Origin of the sequence: Leeuwenhoekiella sp. H156 (assembly GCF_052218455.1) — a bacterium.
Lineage (GTDB): Bacteria > Bacteroidota > Bacteroidia > Flavobacteriales > Flavobacteriaceae > Leeuwenhoekiella > Leeuwenhoekiella parthenopeia.
In genome coordinates this window covers 2151559-2171488 of record NZ_CP197499.1, presented here as the reverse complement: position 1 = coordinate 2171488, position 19930 = coordinate 2151559, and the positions used below count along the sequence as shown (strand labels likewise).

Below are 19930 nucleotides of genomic sequence, written 5' to 3'. Positions count from 1 at the left end.
CTAATATTACTGAAGTAAACCCGGAGATTCCCTAAATAAAACCTAATTTTTTATGCTCATTCCGCTGAAATTAATAGCAGGCTTAGTAAATTACACCCTCTTACAGCATTCACTATGAAAAGACGCAACTTTTTGACCTCAGGAGCATTAAATACGCTGGCCCTGGGTTTTGGGCTTTCGGGACTGGCTAAACCTAATTTAAACCTGTCTTCCTCATCAAAATCAAGAACTAAAAAATCAAAAGCTTCGGGACCTGTAGCTATTTGCACCTGGGAGTTTACCCAGGCCAATGCTACTGCCGGAAAATTGCTGGACGAAGGTTACAATGCCCTTGATGCAGTAATACAGGGTGTAGCGGTTGAAGAAGAAAATATTAAAAATACAACGGTTGGAAAAGGCGGCTCTCCAGATCGTGAAGGCAATGTCACCCTAGACGCCTGTGTAATGGATCACACCGGCAACTGCGGGGCCGTGATGTGCGTAGAAGACATTACACACGTGGCGGCACTGGCCCGCAAGGTCATGGAAGACACTCCGCACGTGATACTTGCAGGAGAAGGCGCTAAAGAGTTTGCGCTAAATAGTGGATTTGAAGCTGAAAATTTATTGACGGAAGCCTCTGAAAAAGCCTGGAAGGAATGGCTTAAAGAGTCAAAATACCAGCCCATCATCAATATTGAGAATCACGATACCATTGGGATGCTGGCTCTTGACGCGAAAGGGAATATATCTGGCGCCTGCACCACATCGGGACTCGCGTATAAGATGAAAGGACGTGTGGGCGACAGCCCCATTATAGGAAGCGGACTCTTTATAGACAATGCGATAGGCGGTGCAGTCGCAACCGGAATGGGCGAAGAAGTTATCAAGACCGTAGGCAGTTTTTTAATTGTTGAATTGATGCGAAACGGGATGAGTCCTCAGGAAGCCTGCGAAGAGGCCGTGCGACGTATTGTGACTACAAATCCCAATCACGTGAATTTTCAGGTGGCCTATATTGCCATTAACAAGGAAGGAGAAACCGGTTGCTATTGCATACACCCCGGCTTTAAGATGATGAAGTACGAAAAAGGTGCTAATAATCCGATAGTTGCGGGAAGCTATTTACAGAAAAATTAATTTCCTCGATTTTAACTGTATTTGAACTAACTCTTTTTAAAGTGCTAACTAATTATACTATGTTTGCACCGTGCTGAAAAGCGGAAAATATTTAAAATTGTTGTAATTGACTTGTAATAATCAATTATGATTTGGGGTGAAAGCCAGCTCTCAGAGCTGGCTTTCTTTGTTTATATGCCGTTACCCAAATCATAAAGGGGTGGCAAGCGAGGGTTAAACCCATTTTTGATCCTTTTACTGAATATCAAAACCCGAAGCGAGGGGTTTCTATCTTAAACCGAAGAACCAGATTTCTTTATAGCGCTAAATACAATGAACTTGAAGAAGAATTAGAAATTGAAGAATTCTACTTTAGAAGCAATTACAATCACCTGAAAAACCCCCGCTAAAGATTCTACATAACAGACCGACGGGATTCTGCAGTATTGTAAAGATGCAATACTATTCTGAGGGTATTATTTTTTCAGATACAAACATTCGTACTGATAGTCTATAACAGCCTTTCCCTGTTTTAATATATCTGCGCCAATAATTCCACTTACGGGCTGGGCCTTATGATTGGTCAATGCCGTATTAACATGAGATAAATCAAACAGAACAATAGAGGCCTTTTTGGTAGACCATTCTCCAATTTCGATATGATTATTCTGCGATAATTGAGTCAGCATATCTATAGCACCGGCACCGGCAGCCTTAATATCACTATCTTCCGCAAACAGCTTAAAACGTTCCAGATCTTCAAAACCTATACATGTATTAGACGCACCTGTGTCTAAAATAAACTCGCCTGCGACTCCATTGATTCGTGCATCAAATTTAAGATGTCCGGTACCTACAGTTTTTAAGGGAACTCTTATGTAATCTTTTTTGGTAAGATGTCGGCGCAATGAACCCATTTTCAATATAGATTTTTTCAAACTTAGACTAAATAAAACAGGAAGGTTTTAAATATTCACTAAAGTTTTGTGCTTAGGCTTACCCGAAATTTTAAATTTGCCAACTTATGTTTATAGACACCCATACCCATTTATACAGTGAGTCTTTTAAAGACGATCGCGATGAAGTCATAGAACGTGCGCTTGAAGCCTCAATTAAAAAATTTGTGCTTCCGGCCATAGATTCTACTTACACAAAAGCCATGTGGGACCTCAAGGCGCAATACCCGGAATCCATGCACCTTATGACCGGTCTTCATCCTACACATGTTGATGCCGAAACCATTCAGGCTGAAATGAAACATGTAAAAGAAGAACTCAATTCAAAATCCTATTGCGCAGTTGGTGAAATTGGCATTGATTTATACTGGGATCGCTCTACCGAAGCCCTGCAAAAAGAGATTTTTGCCGAACAGATCCAATTGGCTAAACAATACGACCTGCCCATTGCCATACATTGCCGGGACGCATTTGACGAGGTTTTTGAAGTACTGGAAGCAGAAAAGAGTGATGCGCTTCGCGGAATTTTTCACTGCTTTACCGGAAACCGGGAACATGCCCAAAAAGCTATAGATCTTAATTTGCTGTTGGGCATAGGAGGCGTGGTCACATTTAAAAACGGAAAAATCGACCAGTTTATAAATGAGATTGATCTGGAGCATATCGTTCTGGAGACCGATGCTCCCTATCTTGCTCCCACTCCCTACCGCGGTAAACGCAATGAAAGCAGCTATCTCATTGAGGTTGCACAAAAATTAGCTGCCATTTATGATTTACCCGTTGAGCAAATCGCAGAACAAACAACGCATAATGCTAAAAAACTGTTTAGACTTGACTGATCCCTAAAATAGTTCGTTATTTACCCTAAAACAAAAGAGCACGTGTCACAATTTGACTCCATAAGACCGTATTATGATTCTGAAGTCCACGAGACTTTGCAGGAATTTCAGAAGCACCCGATGTTTCTGGCCTTACTTCAGTTCACATTTCCTGAAAAAACGGAACAGGAGATCAAAAGTATCCTGAATAGTTGTCATTCTATTTACGATTTTCAAACCCGCATCATCTATCAATCGATACAGCGGGTAATGGAAAAAAGCACCGATGGTTTTTCCACTTCCGGCTTTGATGACCTGGAACGCAATAAGGCCTACTTTTTTCTGTCCAATCACAGAGACATCATTTTAGACACATCGTTTATAAACGTGGCACTTTACGACCACGACTTAGTGATGACTGCATCAGCTATAGGAGATAACCTGGTTAAAAAGTCATTTTTACTGGCACTTGCCCGGCTCAACCGAAGTTTTATGGTGCAACGCAGCCTGAGTCCACGGGAAATGCTGGTAAGCTCCAAGAAACTTTCTGAATACTTAGCCTATTTGCTTGAACAAAATCAGTCGATCTGGATGGCTCAACGGGAAGGCCGCACCAAAGACGGCAGCGATAAAACGCAGCAAGGTGTTCTTAAAATGGCAGCAATGGCGCGTGGAGATGTACCGGTGATGACTTATTTAAAAAATTTGAATATTCGTCCGGTCGCTATTTCCTATGAATTTGACCCTACAGACATATTAAAAGTGCCCGAACTTATCGCAAAAAGCGAGGACATAGCCTACGTAAAAACCAATAACGAGGACTTTAACAGCATCATGCGCGGCGCTTTGGGCAACAAAAAGAGAATACATATAGCAGCAGGTAAATTAGATTCTTCAATATTCGACAAATTAGAAGCCAGCGACCTATCTGACAATGATAAACTCCAGGAGCTTGCCAAAAAAATAGATCACGAGATTTATCGTATTTACAAGCTATGGCCTTCCAATTTTGTAGCCTATGACCTTTATCACAAAACTACAGACTTTGCACACGCTTATACCGACCGTGATAAACGCAATTTTGAACGCCGTATAGAGCGCAGGGTAAATCCCGATAGCACCATAGCGATGGAAAGCTTCTTACTTATGTATGCAAATCCAGTAATCAACAAGTTAAAGAGTCTTGAGCCAGCAAACTAAAATTCTTCTTATTTACACCGGGGGTACCATCGGGATGATTAAAGATTTTGAGACCGGTGCCTTGAAGGCATTTGACTTTAAAGATTTGCTCGAAAAAATTCCTGAGTTACGCCTGCTCGATTGCGAAATCAGCACAACCGGATTTAACAAGCCCATCGACAGTTCAAACATGAACCCGGCTTTATGGGTTCAATTGTGCCAGATCATAAAAGACCATTACGATTCGTATGATGGTTTCGTTATTTTACACGGAAGTGACACTATGAGCTATACCGCCTCTGCATTGAGCTTTATGCTCGAAAACTTAAGCAAACCCGTTATTTTTACCGGTTCACAACTACCCATTGGTGATTTGCGTACCGACGCTAAAGAAAATCTCATTACCGCGATCCAGATCGCCGGACTCAAAAAAAGAAACCGTCCTTATATAAGTGAAGTATGCCTGTATTTTGAATATAAGCTCTATCGGGGCAACCGCAGTTCAAAGATAAGCGCTGAGCATTTTGAAGCTTTCAAATCGCCCAACTACCCACCACTGGCAACATCAGGTGTGCATTTAACTATCGAAGATGATAAGCTTTTGCCTTACAAACGAAAAAAACTTGTTGTTCATGAAGACCTGAAAACCGACATTCTGGTCCTGCACCTCTATCCCGGAATTCAAAAAGAACTGTTAACAGACACCTTTGAAAAGTTAAAGTTTAGCGGAGTGATTTTGCTCACCTTTGGCTCTGGAAACTGCTCTACAGAAGAATGGTTCTTAAAATTAATTCAAAAAAATATTCAAAAAGGGATACCTGTGGTTAACATTACACAGTGTACCTGGGGAAGTGTTCAAATGGGTAATTATGAGACGAGTACGACGCTTAAAAAAATCGGGGTTATTTCGGGAAAGGATTTAACCATTGAAGCAGCAGTAACCAAAATGATGTATCTAAATAGCCAAAACTTGTCATTAAACGTCTTTAAGACTATATTTGAAACCTCTCTAAGGGGAGAGATGAGTTGACAGAAACAATGAGCCGTTGGTATAAAACCTTTTGGAAATCGATATTTTTTTTGTTAATTGGCTCCCCATTGAAGATAAAGGCTGCGGCCTACTAAAGAGAGGTGGCCGAGTGGTCGAAGGCGCACGCCTGGAAAGTGTGTATACGCCAAAAGCGTATCGAGGGTTCGAATCCCTTCCTCTCTGCTAATTTTTAATAATTGAATAATTAATTTTATATCTTTATCACTTTACTAACTAAATTTTTAAGATCAAAGCAATGAAAAGAGTATTTTCTATTCTAGTAATCACAGCTGTAATGGCGTTAAGCAACCTAACGGCTCAAGCAAATACTGCAACTCTAATGACTGCTAACGCAGCAGTGATTACAGCAGTTCAAGATGAACCGGCTGATGATGCAGCAGCACCGGCTGATGATGAAGCAGAATCAGTTTCTTTCACTCAAGAGTTAAAAAAGCGTTTTATTGAAGGTGGTCCTGGCTTTATGGGTATCGTACTTTTATGTTTGATATTAGGTCTTGCTATCGCAATTGAGCGTATTATTTATTTAAATCTTGCTACTACAAACACAACCAAACTAGCGCAGGATGTTGAAGACGCATTAAACAGTGGTGGTATCGAGGCTGCAAAAGAAGTTTGCCGCAATACCAGAGGCCCTGTAGCTTCTATATACTATCAAGGTCTTGACCGTGTAGACGAAGGCGTTGAAGCAGCTGAGAAAGCAGTTGTTGCTTACGGTGGTGTTCAAATGGGTCTTCTTGAGAAAAACGTTTCTTGGGTATCTTTATTTATCGCACTTGCACCGATGCTTGGTTTCATGGGTACGGTAATTGGTATGATCCAGGCATTTGATAAGATTGAGGCTGCCGGTGATATGCAACCATCTCTTGTTGCGGGAGGTATTAAAGTAGCACTTTTGACTACCGTATTTGGTCTTATCGTGGCGATTATTCTTCAGATTTTTTACAACTATATCATTGCTAAAATTGACAGCATCGTTAATGATATGGAAGATGCTTCTATCACTTTGATAGATATGCTTGTACGTTACAAGAAGTAATAATTCCCACTTTAAATACACAGACTCATTATGTTACATAAAATATTAAAAATTGTCGCTTTAATACTGTCGGTTCTTGGAGCTATCTGGCTTGTAAGAATTCTATTGGCAGGTGATACAGCGATTACAGATTCAGCAGATTTACAGAGCAGTCTGGTAACTCCTATTATCTATATTGCTTACGTGACTATCGCAATAGCTATTGTCTTTGTACTGGTATTTGTTCTTAAAAACCTATTTAGCAGTGGCTCTTCCTTAAAGAGTACTCTGATAGGAGTTGGTGCATTTCTTGCAATAGTTGTTATCTCTTACGTTCTGGCTTCAGGTGAAGAAGTAACTATGCGTGATGGCGAAGTAGTATCTGCTAGTGCATCCCGATGGATTGAAGCAGGTATCTATATGTTTTATATTCTTGCTTTAGTTGCAATTGGTTCAATGGTATTTTCAGGAGTTAAGAAATTAGCTAAATAAGAAAAATTATGGCAAAAAGAGCAGCACCAGAAGTAAATGCAGGATCGATGGCAGACATTGCGTTCTTACTGCTTATTTTCTTCCTGGTAACCACAACAATCGAAACAGATAGCGGTATCAGCCGTAAACTACCTCCCGAGCAGGAAGAGAATCAACCTCCTCCACCTGTAATTAAAGAGCGTAATCTATTTACAGTAATCGTAAACAGCAACGACGAGTTGTTAGTTGAAGACGAGGTAATGCAATTAAAGGATTTAAGAGCTGCAGCAGTAGCATTTTTAGACAATGGAGCTGAAGATTGTTCTTATTGTCAGGGTGCCAAATCTGAGACCTCTTCTGTAAATCCACAAAAGGCCATTATTTCTCTGGTTAACAACCGCGGTACTACCTATAAAAGATATATCGCAGTTCAGAATGAACTCGTTGCAGCTTACAATGAGCTACGGGATCGTGAAGCACAAAGCAAATACGGAGAGTCTTTTGTTTCTATGGAAAAAAGATACAATGACCCCCGTACTTCAGAACGTGATAAGGAGCGCTTAAAACCTCGTGTTGAGGAAATACGTGAACTCTATCCGGAGAAACTTTCTGAAGCTGAGCCTAAGAAAAACTAAAAACTTTTAAACCTATTATTTATGTCTAAGTTTAATAAGAAAAAAAGTGGTGATCTACCGGCTATTTCGACAGCTTCGTTGCCTGATATCGTTTTTATGTTACTTTTCTTCTTCATGGTTGCTACCGTAATGCGTCAAAATACCTTAATGGTTAAAAATGACTTACCAACAGCTAACCAGGTTGAGAAACTTGATAAAAAAGATCTTGTAATGTATATCTATGCCGGTGAGCCTGTAGAGCGTTATCAAGGTACTTATGGTACTTCTGCAAAAATTCAGCTTAATGATAAATTTGCAGATGTTTCTGAAATACAGGATTTCATCTATCAGGAACGCGCCAGCAAACGCGAGGAAGTAGTTCCATTTTTGACTACCGCTTTAAAAGTTGATGGAGATAGTAAGATGGGTCTTATTTCAGACATTAAACAGGAACTTCGCACAGCGAATGCATTGAAAATTAATTATGTTACCAAAAAAGGTGACGCTGTTGAAAACAACAATTAATACTCGATTAGATTTATTGCATATCTCTTAAAATTAATTTGAAAAAACGCTCTGTACTATTCAGAGCGTTTTTTTGTTATTTTATAGTATAGCGAAAACCCACAACATATGAGGCTTAATCATTTTCTTATTGTAATCGTCTTGCTGATGAATTCCGGTTTGTATGCTCAGGAATCTATTGAAAATGACTCGACTCGCGTAGATGACCGCTTTAGGGAAGATCAGTTCTATTTGGCGGTGACCTTTAACCTGCTCACCAACAAGCCTGAAGCGATGGAGCAAAACGGCTTCAGCGGCGGACTTCATTTGGGCTTTATACGGGATATGCCTATTAATGAGCGTAGAAACTGGGCTATAGGAGTAGGCGCTGGCTTATCTATGAACACCTACAACCAAAACCTCTTCGTTGGGGAAATGCCTTCAGAAGAAACTATATTCCGAATTATTGATAATCAAATTGACTACGACAAGAACTGGTTTAGCACCTATCTGGTTGAAATGCCCATACAACTGCGCTGGCGCACTTCTACAGCCTCAACGTATAAGTTCTGGAGGATTTACAGCGGTCTGCAATTGGGATACGTTTACGCGTACAAATTCAATTTTGAGCAGGAGGGAAATCAGGTAATTCAGACCGATGTTCCCGAATTTGAACGCTATCGCCTGGGTTTAACCTTTTCCTTTGGCTACGACACCTTCAATTTTTTCTTTTACTACAACATCAATTCCTTTTTCTCTGATGCTGTAAGTCTTGAAGGAAGTCCGGTTGAACTAAACAGCTTAAAGCTGGGACTCATGTTTTACATCTTATAAAAAACAAAGAGCAGGATCTGCGGAAGTCCACCTACTACTAAACCCGCAAGTAACTCGGGCATCGTATGAGCCTTAGACTGAAGACGGGAAGCTGCTGTAAAGCCAATTGCAATGACCAGGAAACCGATGAGCAGCAAAAAATTAGACTGGTACAGCATACTTAAGCCCATTACAAAGAGTAAAACACCACTCACCCCTATCATATGCAGACTTACCTTGAAGCGCAGTACAGCGCATAAAAATGCAAAAGCAGCTGCTATTAATATCCCAAAGAAAAACAAATAGAGTTCGGGAAACTCATAGCCATTGATGATCAGTTTTAAAATAAGCAGCGTAATGGCTACCTGTATCAATAAAGGTACACGTCTCTCTTTCACCAAAGCAAGTTCTTTGTCTGAGACCACATTTACACTTTCTAACAAAAAATAAAAAAGAACCGGCACTACGATAGTCAATATGCTCAACGCAAATAATTTGGCATACATAAAGGACTCGGGCACAAATTTTGGCGTAACATAAAAGTAAATGACAACTCCAAGAATAGGCATTAGGAGTGGATGCATCAGGTACGAAAAAAAACGAAGCACTATTCTCATTAAATTTCTTTACGCAAACGTGCCACCGGCAAATCAAGCTGTTCCCGGTATTTAGCAACTGTTCTCCTCGCGATGGGATACCCCTTTTCTTTAAGTATCTTAGCCAGTTTATCATCAGTAAGCGGCTTACGCTTATTTTCTTCCTGAATGGTGATCTCAAGGATTTTCTTAATCTCCCGTGTAGAAACTTCCTCGCCCTGATCATTGGTCATACTTTCGCTAAAGAATTCCTTGATGAGTTTGGTACCATAAGGTGTATCTACATACTTACTATTTGCAACCCTTGAAACGGTAGAAACATCCATATCAATCTCATCGGCTATATCCTTTAAGATCATTGGCCTTAAATTACGCTCATCACCGGTAAGGAAGTACTCCTTCTGATAGTTCATAATTGAGCTCATCGTGACGTAAAGCGTTTGCTGGCGTTGCTTTATAGCTTCAATAAACCATTTTGCGGCATCAAGCTTTTGTTTGATGAACATCACCGCATCCTTTTGGGATTTACTTTTCTCCTTCGCGGCTTTATAGCCTTTTAGCATATTGGTATATTCCTGCGAAACATGCATTTCGGGAGCATTGCGGCCATTGAGCGTTAGCTCTAGTTCCCCGTCGTTTATTTTTATGGTAAAATCTGGAATTACATGCTCAACAATCTTGGTATTTCCGGCGTATGAACCTCCCGGCTTTGGGTTGAGATGTTCTATTTCGTCAATAGCATCGCGAAGCTGATCTTCATTGATGTCAAACTTCGATAATAGCTTAGTATAATGCTTTTTGCTGAAGTGATCAAATGCTTCTTCCAGAATATCTATTGCCAAAGAAACCGAGGCAGTCTCGTCTTTTCGACGGAGCTGAATCAGTAAACATTCTTCCAGGCTGCGCGCCCCTACTCCTGCGGGATCCAGATTTTGAACCACCTTAAGGATTTTGGTCACCTGCTCTTCTGAAGTATAAATATTTTGAGTAAACGCCAGGTCGTCAACCAAATCAACAAGATCACGACGTATATACCCACTTTCATCAATGCTTCCAATTAAAAACTCGGCAATCTCCATCTGCTCATCAGTAAGCCTGTAGGTATGCAACTGGCTCATCAAATGCTGGGTAAATGAGGTTCCTCCTGCATAAGGTATCTGGCGCTCCTCATCATCTGCACTGTAGTTATTGGTATTTAAGCGATAGCTGGGAATCTCATCATCAGAGAGGTAATCATCAACATCAATCTCTGTTTCAATCTTTTCTGAATCGTAGTCTTCTTCCCCACTGTTATCAAACTCCTCATATTCATCCTTTATCTCTTCCTTGCCACTATCCAGTGCAGGATTTTCTTCAAGCTCCTGCTTTACGCGCTGCTCAAAAGCCTGCGTAGGAAGTTGAATAAGTTTCATCAGCTGTATTTGCTGAGGCGAAAGCTTTTGAGATAATTTAAAATTGAGTTGTTGTTTAAGCATAAGTTATAGCCATCTGTACCTACAAAAGTAACGAAATTGACTTTAGAAAGATATATCAAACTTTTGTTAATACAGTGCCGAAGGGTTTTAATATCCCCGGTTAGGGTACGAAAATCTTATTCTTAATCGCATAAATCACAAGACCGGTTCGGTTTTTAAGTCCTAGTTTTTGAAAAACAGACTCCCGGTAACCTTCTATGGTCTTGGGGCTCAAAAACATAACCTCGGCGATTTCCTTGTAGGTCATTTCGGTGCAGGCATGCTTTATAAATTCGAGCTCCCGCTCCTTTAAGGTAACTTCATCCTCATGCGATGCCTCATTACGTTTAACCAGTTTTTCAACCGTATTGGTGTAGTAAAAACCGTGTGTCAACACCTCATTAAGCGCCTGCTCGAGGATCGCTTTACGCGTGTCTTTAAGCAAATACCCTTTTGCTCCGGCACGAATCATTTGCAACACTACACTCTCCTCCTCCTCTATAGAAAGTGCAAGCACTTTAATATCCGGATGGTGTTTGCTAAGGTGTGTAGTGGTTTCGACACCACCCATAACCGGCATCTTTACATCCATCAGCACTATGTCGGGCTTAACTGCCTGATCGGAATTAAGGTAATCAACAAACTCCTTACCATTTAGTCCAATATACACCACCTCAAAATTATCAAACTGACGTACCAGTCCGGCGATAGCTTCAGACAAAAGGGTGTGATCATCTACAAGGGCAACTCTATACATAGTTTTATTTTAATGGATAAGTTAACACTAAACGCGTACCGGCACCGGGAATAGAGCTTATCCTGGCTTTTGCTCCTATTAGTTCTGCGCGTTTATCAATATTACTTAGGCCGATACCTTTTTCAGCCAATTTTTCGGCATCAAAACCCACACCGTTATCCAATGCGGTAATTTCAAGTGCTTCGACCTTAAACTGAACACTGATTTTAAGGTTTGCAGCCTTAGAATGCTTCATGGTATTGGTCATAAACTCCTGTACAATACGGAATAATACTATTTCTACTTTAGGATCAATGACAATAGGATCGCCCAGCAACTCATAATCTGCAGAAAGGTATTTTAAACGATTAAAACGGGCTACCTCCACCTCCAGAGAATGAATAAGCGATTGACCGTTAATCGCTTCGGGATTAATAGACTTTGAAAGTGCGCGTAACTCGTTTAAACCTGTACCAATGGTTTCTGCTACCTCCAGCATTTCTTCGCCGCCTTCAATGTTTTGAGCTTTAATTTTGGCCAGGGTGAGCAACTGACCAATATTGTCGTGCAATTCCCAGCTGATGTTGCGCAGGGTTTCTTCACGAATTTCAATCTGCGTCTCGGCAATGGCGCGCTCGTATCGTTTTTCGGCTTCTATTTGTTCACGCAATAATGCGTTTTTACGCTTCATAAACACCGAAAACAAGACAAAGACAATCACTGCCAGTAAAAACAAGACCAGCAAGACCACTAAAATCAATAAAAGTTGCGTTCCCTGATCCATTTAACTTTTGACCTCTTGAGGTTTTGCTTTATAAAAACCGTATGCAAAAATGAAATACATCAAAGCACCGGTAAATGTACCAACGTCACGCAAAATCTTATAAAATTCCATTCGGGGTCCTGTATCACCTCCAATTTTTGCCCATCCCAAAAAGGTCGTTACCGATGTAGGAATATTTACTACCAAATAAATCAAAAGACCTAATCCTAAGTATATGAGAATATTATCCTTTTCTTCAGAAACTCTTGCGGAATAAATAATTTCAACTAAAACAAACAAAACACTTATCATTATTAGAAAATCCCCTAGTAATGACGATAACAAAGCATACTCTAAAATCAAATCAGTTGTGCATAACAAATAAACAAAGCTCACTAACCAAGTTATATAAAACAGAAAAAGTGCCATTCTAAAACTTTTCCAACTTATTGAATAGTAAAAAAGGGAGAAATAACTGCTGATATATATTACCTGATGAACATTGTAAAAAATCGTATTATTATTGCCCAAGCCGCTTATGTAATAGGCTCCAGCAACCATTTCATTAAAAAAATTATATCCTAGAAAAAGTATAAACCAACTTACAGGGGTTCTTTTAAACTTTTTCAAGTAAATCATTCCTAAAACAAAGCTTAACAATTCCGCAAAGTTTAAAAATAGGACCCACGGATTAGAAACAACATGCGAAAGCCGCTCTTGCCAATCAGATATAACTACTAATGGTTCAGTCAATTTTGGGTGAAGTATTTTCTCTATTGAAAATCATTTGGATCAGTAAAGGGTGGAGGAATTATTTGTCCACGATCCCCTGATTGCGAATCTACTTCTTCTCCTTCAACAACTCCCTCTTCTCCTTCTTTTGGATTGAGAATTTTACCTACCATTTCAGCACGTTTCTTACCATCAACGCCGGTTATAATAGCGTAACTCACGGTATCTTTTTTACCATCTGCCAAAGTAAATTCTGATGCAGGATTTAAAAATACGGTAGCCCGGCCTTTTTTATTTTTTTGCTTAAATGTGTTTTGGTACTTACCAAAATAGACCCTCAGTTCTAAAATATCTACTCCTGCAGCATCAGCTTCTTGTTCAATGTATGCCAAATACTGCTTAAGCTCTTTATAGGAAAATTTAACGGCCCGGGTCGCTTTCTTATAATTGACGTCATCCTTTGGAATGGTATCGCCTTCTTCGGTGATATTTTCAGCCATTTCGATTAAAGACACACGGCTGTTACCGTAGTTTTGGTACAGCGAATCAGCAACCTGTAAAGGAATAATATTACCCGGAACTCCGGTTATCGGTGCTTCCGCCTCCTCACATTCGCAAGGTTTATCGCAGGAAGTGACTAAAAAAGCAGCAAGTAGTGCTGCCGTAAAAAAAGTAATTTTTCGCATAAGGGTTAGTTTTAATGAATGGCTGAAATTAAGCATTATTTAACACAACCGTCTATTTCCCCTGAAAAAAGGGGGTTTATCCCCGTAACTTTTTTCGGCTGAAGCCAAAAAAACCCGATTGTTGAAATCGGGTTGTTCTTTAGTTTAGGTTTACCACTAGAATTCAGCATTTTGCGGAAAACGCGGATACGGAATCACATCCCTAATGTTTGTCATACCTGTGGCAAAAAGCACCAAACGCTCAAAGCCCAAACCAAAACCACTGTGTACGCAGGTACCAAAACGACGGGTATCGAGATACCACCACAATTCTTCTTCGGGGATATCAAGCGCAGCCATCTTTTCCTGAAGCACTTCTAAACGCTCTTCCCGCTGTGAACCTCCTACAATCTCCCCAATTCCCGGGAAGAGAATATCCATGGCACGTACAGTCTTCCCGTCATCATTTAAACGCATATAAAACGCCTTGATGTTTGCGGGATAATCAAACAGGATCACTGGGCACTTAAAGTGTTTTTCAACCAGAAAACGCTCGTGCTCACTTTGCAGATCGGCACCCCACTCTTCAATGATATAATTGAATTTTTTCTTTTTATTGGGTTTTGAATCCTTGAGAATATCAATCGCCTCGGTATAGCTTACGCGTTTAAAGTTGTTTTCGAGTACAAACTTCAGCTTTTCGCGTAGCGGCATAGGCGCACGTTCTGCTTCGGGTTTGGCCTTATCTTCCTGAATGAGTCGGTTTTCTAAAAACTCGAGATCATCCTGCCCGTTATCCATCACATACTGAATCACGTATTTGATGAAGTCTTCGGCCAGATCCATATTGGCATCCAGATCGTTAAAAGCCACCTCCGGCTCAATCATCCAGAACTCAGCAAGGTGACGACTGGTATTGGAATTTTCAGCTCTAAAAGTTGGCCCAAAAGTATAAATCTGCCCCAAACCTAAGGCATAGGTTTCCCCTTCCAATTGTCCGGAAACCGTCAGATTGGTTTCCTTTCCGAAGAAATCTTTTTTATAATCGATGTTTCCGTCTTTATCCTTTGGCGGATTCTTAATGTCTAAGGCCGTAACTTTAAACATTTCGCCAGCACCCTCTGCATCACTACCGGTAATGATGGGTGTATTTACATAATAAAAACCTTCTTTTTGAAAATACTGATGCACGGCAAAGCTCAGTTGTGAACGCAGACGCATCACCGCGCCAAAGGTATTGGTACGCACGCGCAGGTGAGCCTGCTCACGCAGCTTCTCGAGTGTATGACGCTTGGGCTGCAGGATGGTGCGCTTTACCTCTTCAGGATCTGCATCGCCAAGTATTTTAACCTCCTTCACGTCAACTTCAACCGCCTGACCACCACCCTGACTGGCTATTAGATTTCCGGTAACAGCGATTGCGGCACCTACCGTGATACGTTTCAGCAAAGCCGGGTCTGTATTTTCGAAATCAACCACACACTGTAAATTATTGATGGTTGACCCGTCATTAAGCGCTATAAACCGGTTTGCGCGAAATGATTTTACCCAACCTTTAACCGTGAGCTCCTGCTCTTTTGGTTCGTCTTTTAAAATGTGTACGATTGTTTTTTTCATCTAATTCTATTTTAGAAAGATCCCGCTAAGGTTCTTTTACTTTTAAGTTTAATTGTATTGTCGGCAAAGATAAATTTTACGGCAGTTCCAGTCAAAAAATGGGCTTTTAATTACTATCGCGATTAAACTCTTCCAGATCGTCCTCATCAACCTCGTCCAAAATTTGAATGGCGGGTTTCTTAAAGTCTTCTTTGTTGGCGATATTTCGCTCCAGCGAAAGCAATAAAGACGGCAGTAATACCAGATTGGAAAGCATGGCAAATATCAGCGTTACCGAAACCAAACCTCCCAGCGCTACGGTTCCCCCGAAGCTACTGATCATAAAGACCGAAAAACCAAAAAACAAAACAATCGAGGTATAAAACATACTTACTCCTGCTTCTTTAACCGAAGCATAGACCGAACGTTTGATCTTCCAGCCGCTGCTGCGCAGTTCCTGACGGTATTTGGCCAGAAAGTGAATGGTATCATCGACTGAAATTCCGAAGGCAATACTAAACACCAAAATGGTTGAAGGTTTTATAGGAACGCCCAAAAAGCCCATAAGTCCGGCGGTGATAAGCAGCGGCAACAAATTCGGGATCAGGGAAACCAAAATCATCTTAAGCGACCGAAACATAAAGGCCATAAACAGAGCGATAAGCAAAATGGCCAGCGAAAGACTGATAACCAGATTATTGATCAAATAATCGGTGCCCTTCTGAAAAACCAACGCTTTACCGGTCAGGGTAACGTCAAACTTATCTTCAGGAAATAGGATATTGATCTTGTTGTACAGGTTTTCTTCAATGATTTCCATACGGTCTGTGCCGATGTCCTGCATAAAGGTCGTCATTCGAGCATACTGCCCCGTAGAATCTACATAACTGTCCAGCAAACCGGCTTCATTTGAAAAACTCTGGGCGTAGGGCAAAATAAAATTGCGTTCGTTTGAAGTAGGCAATTGATAGTATTGCGGGTCGCCATTGTAAAACGCCTGCTTCCCGTACTTCACCAGATTCACTATTGAAACCGGCTTGGAAAGCTCCGGTGTTTCAGAAATCGTGGTTGCCAGTTCATCCATCCGTTTTAGGGTAGGCAGCTTCATCACGCCTTTGGGACGTTTGGTATCAATAAGAATCTCGAGCGGCATAATGCCGTCAAATTCGGTTTCAAAAAACTTAATATCCTTGTAAAACGCGGTTTTCTTCGGCATATCTTCAATAAGACTGCCCGAAACGCGAATGTTGTAAATCCCAATCATACTGGCGATAAGCAAAACCAAAGCCACACAATACACGGTAACGCGCTTGTTGCGTACCAAATGCTCAATCCAGTTCACAAAACCTTCAATCCAGGTTTTACCCAGGTGTTTGAGGTGACGCTCTTTAGGCGGGGACATATAGCTGTAAATGATGGGAATGATCAACAGGCTCAGCAAAAATATCGCGATAATATTGATAGACGCGACAATACCAAACTCTTTCAACAGCGAACTTTGCGTCAAAATAAAGGTCGCAAAACCCGAAGCCGTAGTGATATTGGTCATTAGGGTGGCGTTACCCACTTTGGTGATTACACGCTGAAGCGCTTTAATTTTATTACCGTGATTTTTATATTCCTGCTGGTATTTATTGATCAAAAAGATACAGTTAGGAATCCCGATTACAATAATCAAAGGCGGAATCAGCGCAGTAAGAACCGTGATTTCATAACCTAAAAGTCCCAAAAATCCAAAAGCCCACATCACCCCAATTACCACCGTAATCATAGAAATAAACGTGGCCCGATACGATCTGAAAAAGAAGAAAAAGATAAGCGAGGTGACCAAAAGTGCACCACCTACAAAATAGCCGATTTCTCCAATTATGGTTTTGCTGTTGAGTGTGCGTATGTAGGGCATCCCACTCGTGTGCACCGTAATGCCGGTTTCATCTTCAAAATCCTGAATCAGCGGGATCAGGTCATCGAGAATGAAATCTTTTCGCGCTGCGGTATTGACAATGTCTTTTTTAAGGTAGACCGCAGTACGTACCGTACCCGTCTCTTTGTTGTAGATGAGTCCCTCGTAAAAGGGCAGGTCTGTAAAGAGTTTTTTCTTTAAGGCTAACGCCTGAAGTTTGGTATTAATATCGCCTTCAATAAAAGGCTCCAGATCAAAACGCTGGGGGTCTTCTTCCTTCTGAAGGATTTTTAAATCTTTTAAGGAAACCGAAAGCGCGACTGCGTCAAATTGATTGATAGAGTCTGAAAGCGCATTCCATTTATTGAGAATTTCGGGCGTAAAAAGCGTGGAATCTTTTATACCAAAAACCACCAGATTGCCTTCTTCCCCAAACTGATCGAGAAAGCGGTTGTATTCGAGGTTTACCTCGTGATCATCGGGCAGCAGATTGGCCTCGGTATAGGTAAAGCGCATATACTGCCATTGCGTTCCCAGAAATACTGTAAAACCGGCAATAAGAAAAAGAATAAATAGCCGATTGCGTAAAATAAGACGCGCGACGCTGTTCCAAAATCCGTACCCCAAAAGCTTGGTCATCGTTCTAATTTAAGAGGGCGCAAAGGTACTCAATATAAGCCGATTTTACCGCAAAGCAACAGGAAAAGAGGTGCTGCTAACAGCCAAAAGTGCTGATTGAATCACAATTGGAGATTGAAGGTGAACTTAAAAGCAAGATTGTCTGCAGTTCTGGGCAAATGATACGCTCCATATCTGTAGGTCAGACTGGTACCAAAACCAAAGAGAATCTTATTGATCTCCAGGCCAGATTCGGTGTAGCCTTTATTCAGCCTGCCGAAACTAACATCCTGATGCCTTTCCATATTTGAAATATCGCCTATAGCATAGCGTGTGATCAAAACCATTTCAGGTTTAAACTTTTCGCCTAAATCTAAAGGTCTCAAGCGGTGCTTGATTTGTAAAGTCGCGAGACGATCTGAAAAGAACTCCCCAAAATACATCGTTTCAAAACTGTTTACCCCAGCCACCGAAAAGCGCTGCATCACCGTTTCTTTAGTTGGCGCATTCGGGTAAGCGTGAAATAGATGCGTTAGTGGCACCTCTCCAAAAGCCATCTTCCCCTCGATTAAAAATTCGGTGGTTGATTTATTAAGTCGTTCTACCTGATAAAAAAACTTGGCACCCAATCGGGTGAAGTCAAAATCTCCGTTAAGCAAACCTGAGATTCCTCTGGAAACCTGTGCGGTTACCTTAGGATAGCCATCATAAATCTCAACCGTACCTTTTTCAGATCGCATAATTTTGCTGGAAGGGCTCCAACGCAATCCAAAAGTAGCTTCGGTAATATCGTATTCGCTATACGCCTCATCACCAAGAACAAAGGTATAATCCTGAGTTTGCAGCACGTTTGTCTTGGCAAATTGAAACTCCGAAAGGATTTTTGGCGTGATTTGATATTCCTGATTCAGTCTTAGGGTTTTGTAGTCAAAAAACTGGGTGATGTTGACCAGCCGGGGCTCGAAAAGCGAATAGACGCGACGGTCTGTAAGGTAATTGAAGCTTCCCACTTCCTGCAAATCGTCGTTGTAAGTGAGACTTAGCCAGGCCCCGTGCGATTTGTTGAGCATAATACCGCCACCTATACCGTACTTCCAGGTATGGTCTTTAAACCCGTAGGCGGTATAGCCTTCCAGCCGGAAACGCTCACTAAAATCGGCATTGGTAACTCCACCCAAGCCCAGGCGCAAACCTTCGTAATTGTTGAATTTAACCGGATAGGTCAGATCAAAATCAAAGAAATCAAGCGTGTAATAACCGATCCCGAAATTGTTAATGACTGCAAGGCGACGCTCAATATTTTCAGTCTTGACAACATCATTCAGGTATTTAAAACTGTTCAAATCCCGTTGGGAAAGAGCCTGATCGCGGTATTCTTCCCAAAACGTTTCCGGTTTTGAGCCTGCATCTTCCAGTACTTCGATTGCCAGATTGGGGTGTGTGATTTTTTCGCTTTGCGAAAAGTTAAAAGCCGAATTGTACGAGGTAGATAAGAGATAGCGCCCTTCAATTGCTTCCTTAACCGGACTGTTTTCTAGCGTTCCTACGGAAATTTTACCTCTGAAAAAAGAAAGGCGTTTTGAAGTATCGCCTTTTTCGATGTACAGCTTATTAGACGCGGGCATATAAATATCCTCCTGTGCAAAGTAGCGGTATTCCTGCTCGATACGGGCTATCAATTCATCCTGAATCGCAATTTGCATTTTTTGAATGGCAAGCGTTTGAGCATCCAGATATAAAACTCCGCTCAGACCGGGAATGGTTTCAGACCGCTGTGGCCAAAACTCGATCATCAAACTCGACCGGTTTAGAATCATGGTATCTTTTACAAAAGCGTAGTAGTAATTTTTGAGTCCGCGGGTAGATAAAGGGCCGGCGTAGCGGTAATTAAAAATCTCGTAATCTTCATCGTAAAATGAGCGGGATTGCAGGGTGATTCCCAAAACCTCATAACGAGGCTCAGTAAAACCGGCCATGTTAAACCCCAAAACTTCTTCCTTAAAACCAGCAGTCTCATCGTATTGATTTTCTGAAACCTTCTCTGCAAAAAAGGCGTGCGCATTGTTCTCGCGCTCGAGCGAATCGGTAATAATTGTTTTCTCGTACGTGGTATAACTAAAATACGGTAGTGCCTGCTGTGGATTGTTTTCTGAACGATTGGCAATCGCCTTTTTAATCACTGAATCTGTATAGGTCATTTGCTGTTGCGCAAAGCCAGAAGCCAGGCAGAGAGCAAAAAAAGAGCAAAAAAATAGGATTTTATGCATTACAGAACGGGCAGATTAATGTGCATTACAGAGTGTAATTCAAGCCAAATGTCTAAAATTAGGATAAAAAAAGCGACCCTT

General features: G+C 41.1%; 19 protein-coding genes and 1 tRNA gene. 10 read left to right on the top strand and 10 right to left on the bottom strand.

What is annotated here, in order from left to right; genetic code table 11:
* Positions 1-114: 114 nt before the first annotated feature.
* Positions 115-1119: an isoaspartyl peptidase/L-asparaginase family protein gene (locus tag ACSSS3_RS09455; RefSeq protein WP_228228712.1), complete on the top strand. Its 1005-nt coding sequence runs from the start codon at positions 115-117 to the stop codon at positions 1117-1119.
* A gap of 455 nt (positions 1120-1574) precedes the next feature.
* Here the strand turns inward: ACSSS3_RS09455 and ACSSS3_RS09450 are convergent, their stop codons facing one another.
* Positions 1575-2015 (bottom strand): retropepsin-like aspartic protease family protein, encoded by a 441-nt coding sequence (locus ACSSS3_RS09450; protein ID WP_442847357.1) that lies wholly within the window; start codon positions 2013-2015, stop codon positions 1575-1577.
* Between the two features lie 107 nt (positions 2016-2122).
* Between ACSSS3_RS09450 and ACSSS3_RS09445 the strand changes: the two genes are divergently transcribed.
* From ACSSS3_RS09445 to ACSSS3_RS09405, 9 genes are all read left to right on the top strand, one after another.
* Positions 2123-2893: a TatD family hydrolase gene (locus tag ACSSS3_RS09445; RefSeq protein ID WP_442847356.1), complete on the top strand. Its 771-nt coding sequence runs from the start codon at positions 2123-2125 to the stop codon at positions 2891-2893.
* A 42-nt stretch (positions 2894-2935) separates the two neighbouring features.
* A complete protein-coding gene (locus tag ACSSS3_RS09440; protein ID WP_442847355.1) occupies positions 2936-4072 on the top strand; it encodes a 1-acyl-sn-glycerol-3-phosphate acyltransferase in 1137 nt (378 codons plus the stop codon).
* The gene (locus ACSSS3_RS09435) at positions 4056-5081 is read left to right on the top strand and encodes an asparaginase (protein ID WP_442847354.1); all 1026 of its coding nucleotides are present in this window, start codon (positions 4056-4058) and stop codon (positions 5079-5081) included. Before ACSSS3_RS09440 ends, ACSSS3_RS09435 begins: the two co-directional genes overlap by 17 nt.
* Positions 5082-5176: 95 nt before the next feature.
* Positions 5177-5264: transfer RNA gene (locus ACSSS3_RS09430), tRNA-Ser, on the top strand.
* A 73-nt stretch (positions 5265-5337) separates the two neighbouring features.
* Positions 5338-6138, top strand: a complete 801-nt coding sequence (locus tag ACSSS3_RS09425; RefSeq protein ID WP_228228707.1) for a MotA/TolQ/ExbB proton channel family protein — start codon at positions 5338-5340, stop codon at positions 6136-6138.
* Between the two features lie 30 nt (positions 6139-6168).
* Positions 6169-6609 carry a hypothetical protein gene (locus ACSSS3_RS09420; RefSeq protein WP_228228706.1) on the top strand — a complete coding sequence of 147 codons (441 nt, stop codon included), beginning with the start codon at positions 6169-6171 and terminating at the stop codon, positions 6607-6609.
* An 8-nt stretch (positions 6610-6617) separates the two neighbouring features.
* A complete protein-coding gene (locus ACSSS3_RS09415; protein WP_228228705.1) occupies positions 6618-7223 on the top strand; it encodes an ExbD/TolR family protein in 606 nt (201 codons plus the stop codon).
* Positions 7224-7244: 21 nt separating this feature from the next.
* Positions 7245-7727: an ExbD/TolR family protein gene (locus tag ACSSS3_RS09410; protein ID WP_228228704.1), complete on the top strand. Its 483-nt coding sequence runs from the start codon at positions 7245-7247 to the stop codon at positions 7725-7727.
* A gap of 108 nt (positions 7728-7835) precedes the next feature.
* Positions 7836-8540 (top strand): porin family protein, encoded by a 705-nt coding sequence (locus tag ACSSS3_RS09405; protein ID WP_442847353.1) that lies wholly within the window; start codon positions 7836-7838, stop codon positions 8538-8540.
* Here ACSSS3_RS09405 and ACSSS3_RS09400 read toward each other — a convergent pair.
* The 9 genes from ACSSS3_RS09400 to ACSSS3_RS09360 all read right to left on the bottom strand — a co-directional run bounded on the left by ACSSS3_RS09400 (position 8528) and on the right by ACSSS3_RS09360 (position 19780).
* Complete coding sequence (locus ACSSS3_RS09400; RefSeq protein ID WP_442847352.1) at positions 8528-9136, bottom strand: hypothetical protein; 609 nt, start codon at positions 9134-9136, stop codon at positions 8528-8530. The genes ACSSS3_RS09405 and ACSSS3_RS09400 overlap by 13 nt on opposite strands.
* Positions 9136-10590, bottom strand: a complete 1455-nt coding sequence (gene rpoN, locus ACSSS3_RS09395; RefSeq protein ID WP_442847351.1) for an RNA polymerase factor sigma-54 — start codon at positions 10588-10590, stop codon at positions 9136-9138. Before rpoN ends, ACSSS3_RS09400 begins: the two co-directional genes overlap by 1 nt.
* A 100-nt stretch (positions 10591-10690) precedes the next feature.
* Complete coding sequence (locus ACSSS3_RS09390; protein WP_442847350.1) at positions 10691-11326, bottom strand: response regulator transcription factor; 636 nt, start codon at positions 11324-11326, stop codon at positions 10691-10693.
* 4 nt (positions 11327-11330) lie between these two features.
* On the bottom strand, positions 11331-12089 hold the full coding sequence (locus ACSSS3_RS09385) for a sensor histidine kinase (RefSeq protein ID WP_442847349.1): 759 nt from the start codon (positions 12087-12089) through the stop codon (positions 11331-11333).
* Positions 12090-12821 carry a hypothetical protein gene (locus tag ACSSS3_RS09380; RefSeq protein WP_442847348.1) on the bottom strand — a complete coding sequence of 244 codons (732 nt, stop codon included), beginning with the start codon at positions 12819-12821 and terminating at the stop codon, positions 12090-12092.
* A gap of 20 nt (positions 12822-12841) precedes the next feature.
* Positions 12842-13486, bottom strand: coding sequence for a hypothetical protein (locus ACSSS3_RS09375; RefSeq protein ID WP_442847347.1), 645 nt, complete (start codon positions 13484-13486; stop codon positions 12842-12844).
* A 156-nt stretch (positions 13487-13642) separates the two neighbouring features.
* Positions 13643-15082 carry an asparagine--tRNA ligase gene (asnS, locus tag ACSSS3_RS09370; RefSeq protein WP_442847346.1) on the bottom strand — a complete coding sequence of 480 codons (1440 nt, stop codon included), beginning with the start codon at positions 15080-15082 and terminating at the stop codon, positions 13643-13645.
* Positions 15083-15188: 106 nt separating this feature from the next.
* Positions 15189-17603 carry an efflux RND transporter permease subunit gene (locus tag ACSSS3_RS09365; protein WP_442847345.1) on the bottom strand — a complete coding sequence of 805 codons (2415 nt, stop codon included), beginning with the start codon at positions 17601-17603 and terminating at the stop codon, positions 15189-15191.
* Positions 17604-17704: 101 nt separating this feature from the next.
* On the bottom strand, positions 17705-19780 hold the full coding sequence (locus ACSSS3_RS09360) for a DUF5686 family protein (protein ID WP_442847344.1): 2076 nt from the start codon (positions 19778-19780) through the stop codon (positions 17705-17707).
* Between the last annotated feature and the right edge of the window lie 150 nt (positions 19781-19930).

Bases quoted from the DNA above. Each gene is read 5' to 3' on its own strand.
- ACSSS3_RS09455 (WP_228228712.1), top strand. From the start codon at position 115: ATGAAAAGACGCAACTTTTTGACCTCAGGAGCATTAAATACGCTGGCC.
- ACSSS3_RS09450 (WP_442847357.1), bottom strand. From the start codon at position 2,015: ATGGGTTCATTGCGCCGACATCTTACCAAAAAAGATTACATAAGAGTT.
- ACSSS3_RS09445 (WP_442847356.1), top strand. From the start codon at position 2,123: ATGTTTATAGACACCCATACCCATTTATACAGTGAGTCTTTTAAAGAC.
- ACSSS3_RS09425 (WP_228228707.1), top strand. From the start codon at position 5,338: ATGAAAAGAGTATTTTCTATTCTAGTAATCACAGCTGTAATGGCGTTA.
- ACSSS3_RS09420 (WP_228228706.1), top strand. From the start codon at position 6,169: ATGTTACATAAAATATTAAAAATTGTCGCTTTAATACTGTCGGTTCTT.
- ACSSS3_RS09415 (WP_228228705.1), top strand. From the start codon at position 6,618: ATGGCAAAAAGAGCAGCACCAGAAGTAAATGCAGGATCGATGGCAGAC.
- ACSSS3_RS09410 (WP_228228704.1), top strand. From the start codon at position 7,245: ATGTCTAAGTTTAATAAGAAAAAAAGTGGTGATCTACCGGCTATTTCG.
- ACSSS3_RS09405 (WP_442847353.1), top strand. From the start codon at position 7,836: ATGAGGCTTAATCATTTTCTTATTGTAATCGTCTTGCTGATGAATTCC.
- ACSSS3_RS09400 (WP_442847352.1), bottom strand. From the start codon at position 9,136: ATGAGAATAGTGCTTCGTTTTTTTTCGTACCTGATGCATCCACTCCTA.
- rpoN (WP_442847351.1), bottom strand. From the start codon at position 10,590: ATGCTTAAACAACAACTCAATTTTAAATTATCTCAAAAGCTTTCGCCT.
- ACSSS3_RS09390 (WP_442847350.1), bottom strand. From the start codon at position 11,326: ATGTATAGAGTTGCCCTTGTAGATGATCACACCCTTTTGTCTGAAGCT.
- ACSSS3_RS09385 (WP_442847349.1), bottom strand. From the start codon at position 12,089: ATGGATCAGGGAACGCAACTTTTATTGATTTTAGTGGTCTTGCTGGTC.
- ACSSS3_RS09375 (WP_442847347.1), bottom strand. From the start codon at position 13,486: ATGCGAAAAATTACTTTTTTTACGGCAGCACTACTTGCTGCTTTTTTA.
- asnS (WP_442847346.1), bottom strand. From the start codon at position 15,082: ATGAAAAAAACAATCGTACACATTTTAAAAGACGAACCAAAAGAGCAG.
- ACSSS3_RS09365 (WP_442847345.1), bottom strand. From the start codon at position 17,603: ATGACCAAGCTTTTGGGGTACGGATTTTGGAACAGCGTCGCGCGTCTT.
- ACSSS3_RS09360 (WP_442847344.1), bottom strand. From the start codon at position 19,780: ATGACCTATACAGATTCAGTGATTAAAAAGGCGATTGCCAATCGTTCA.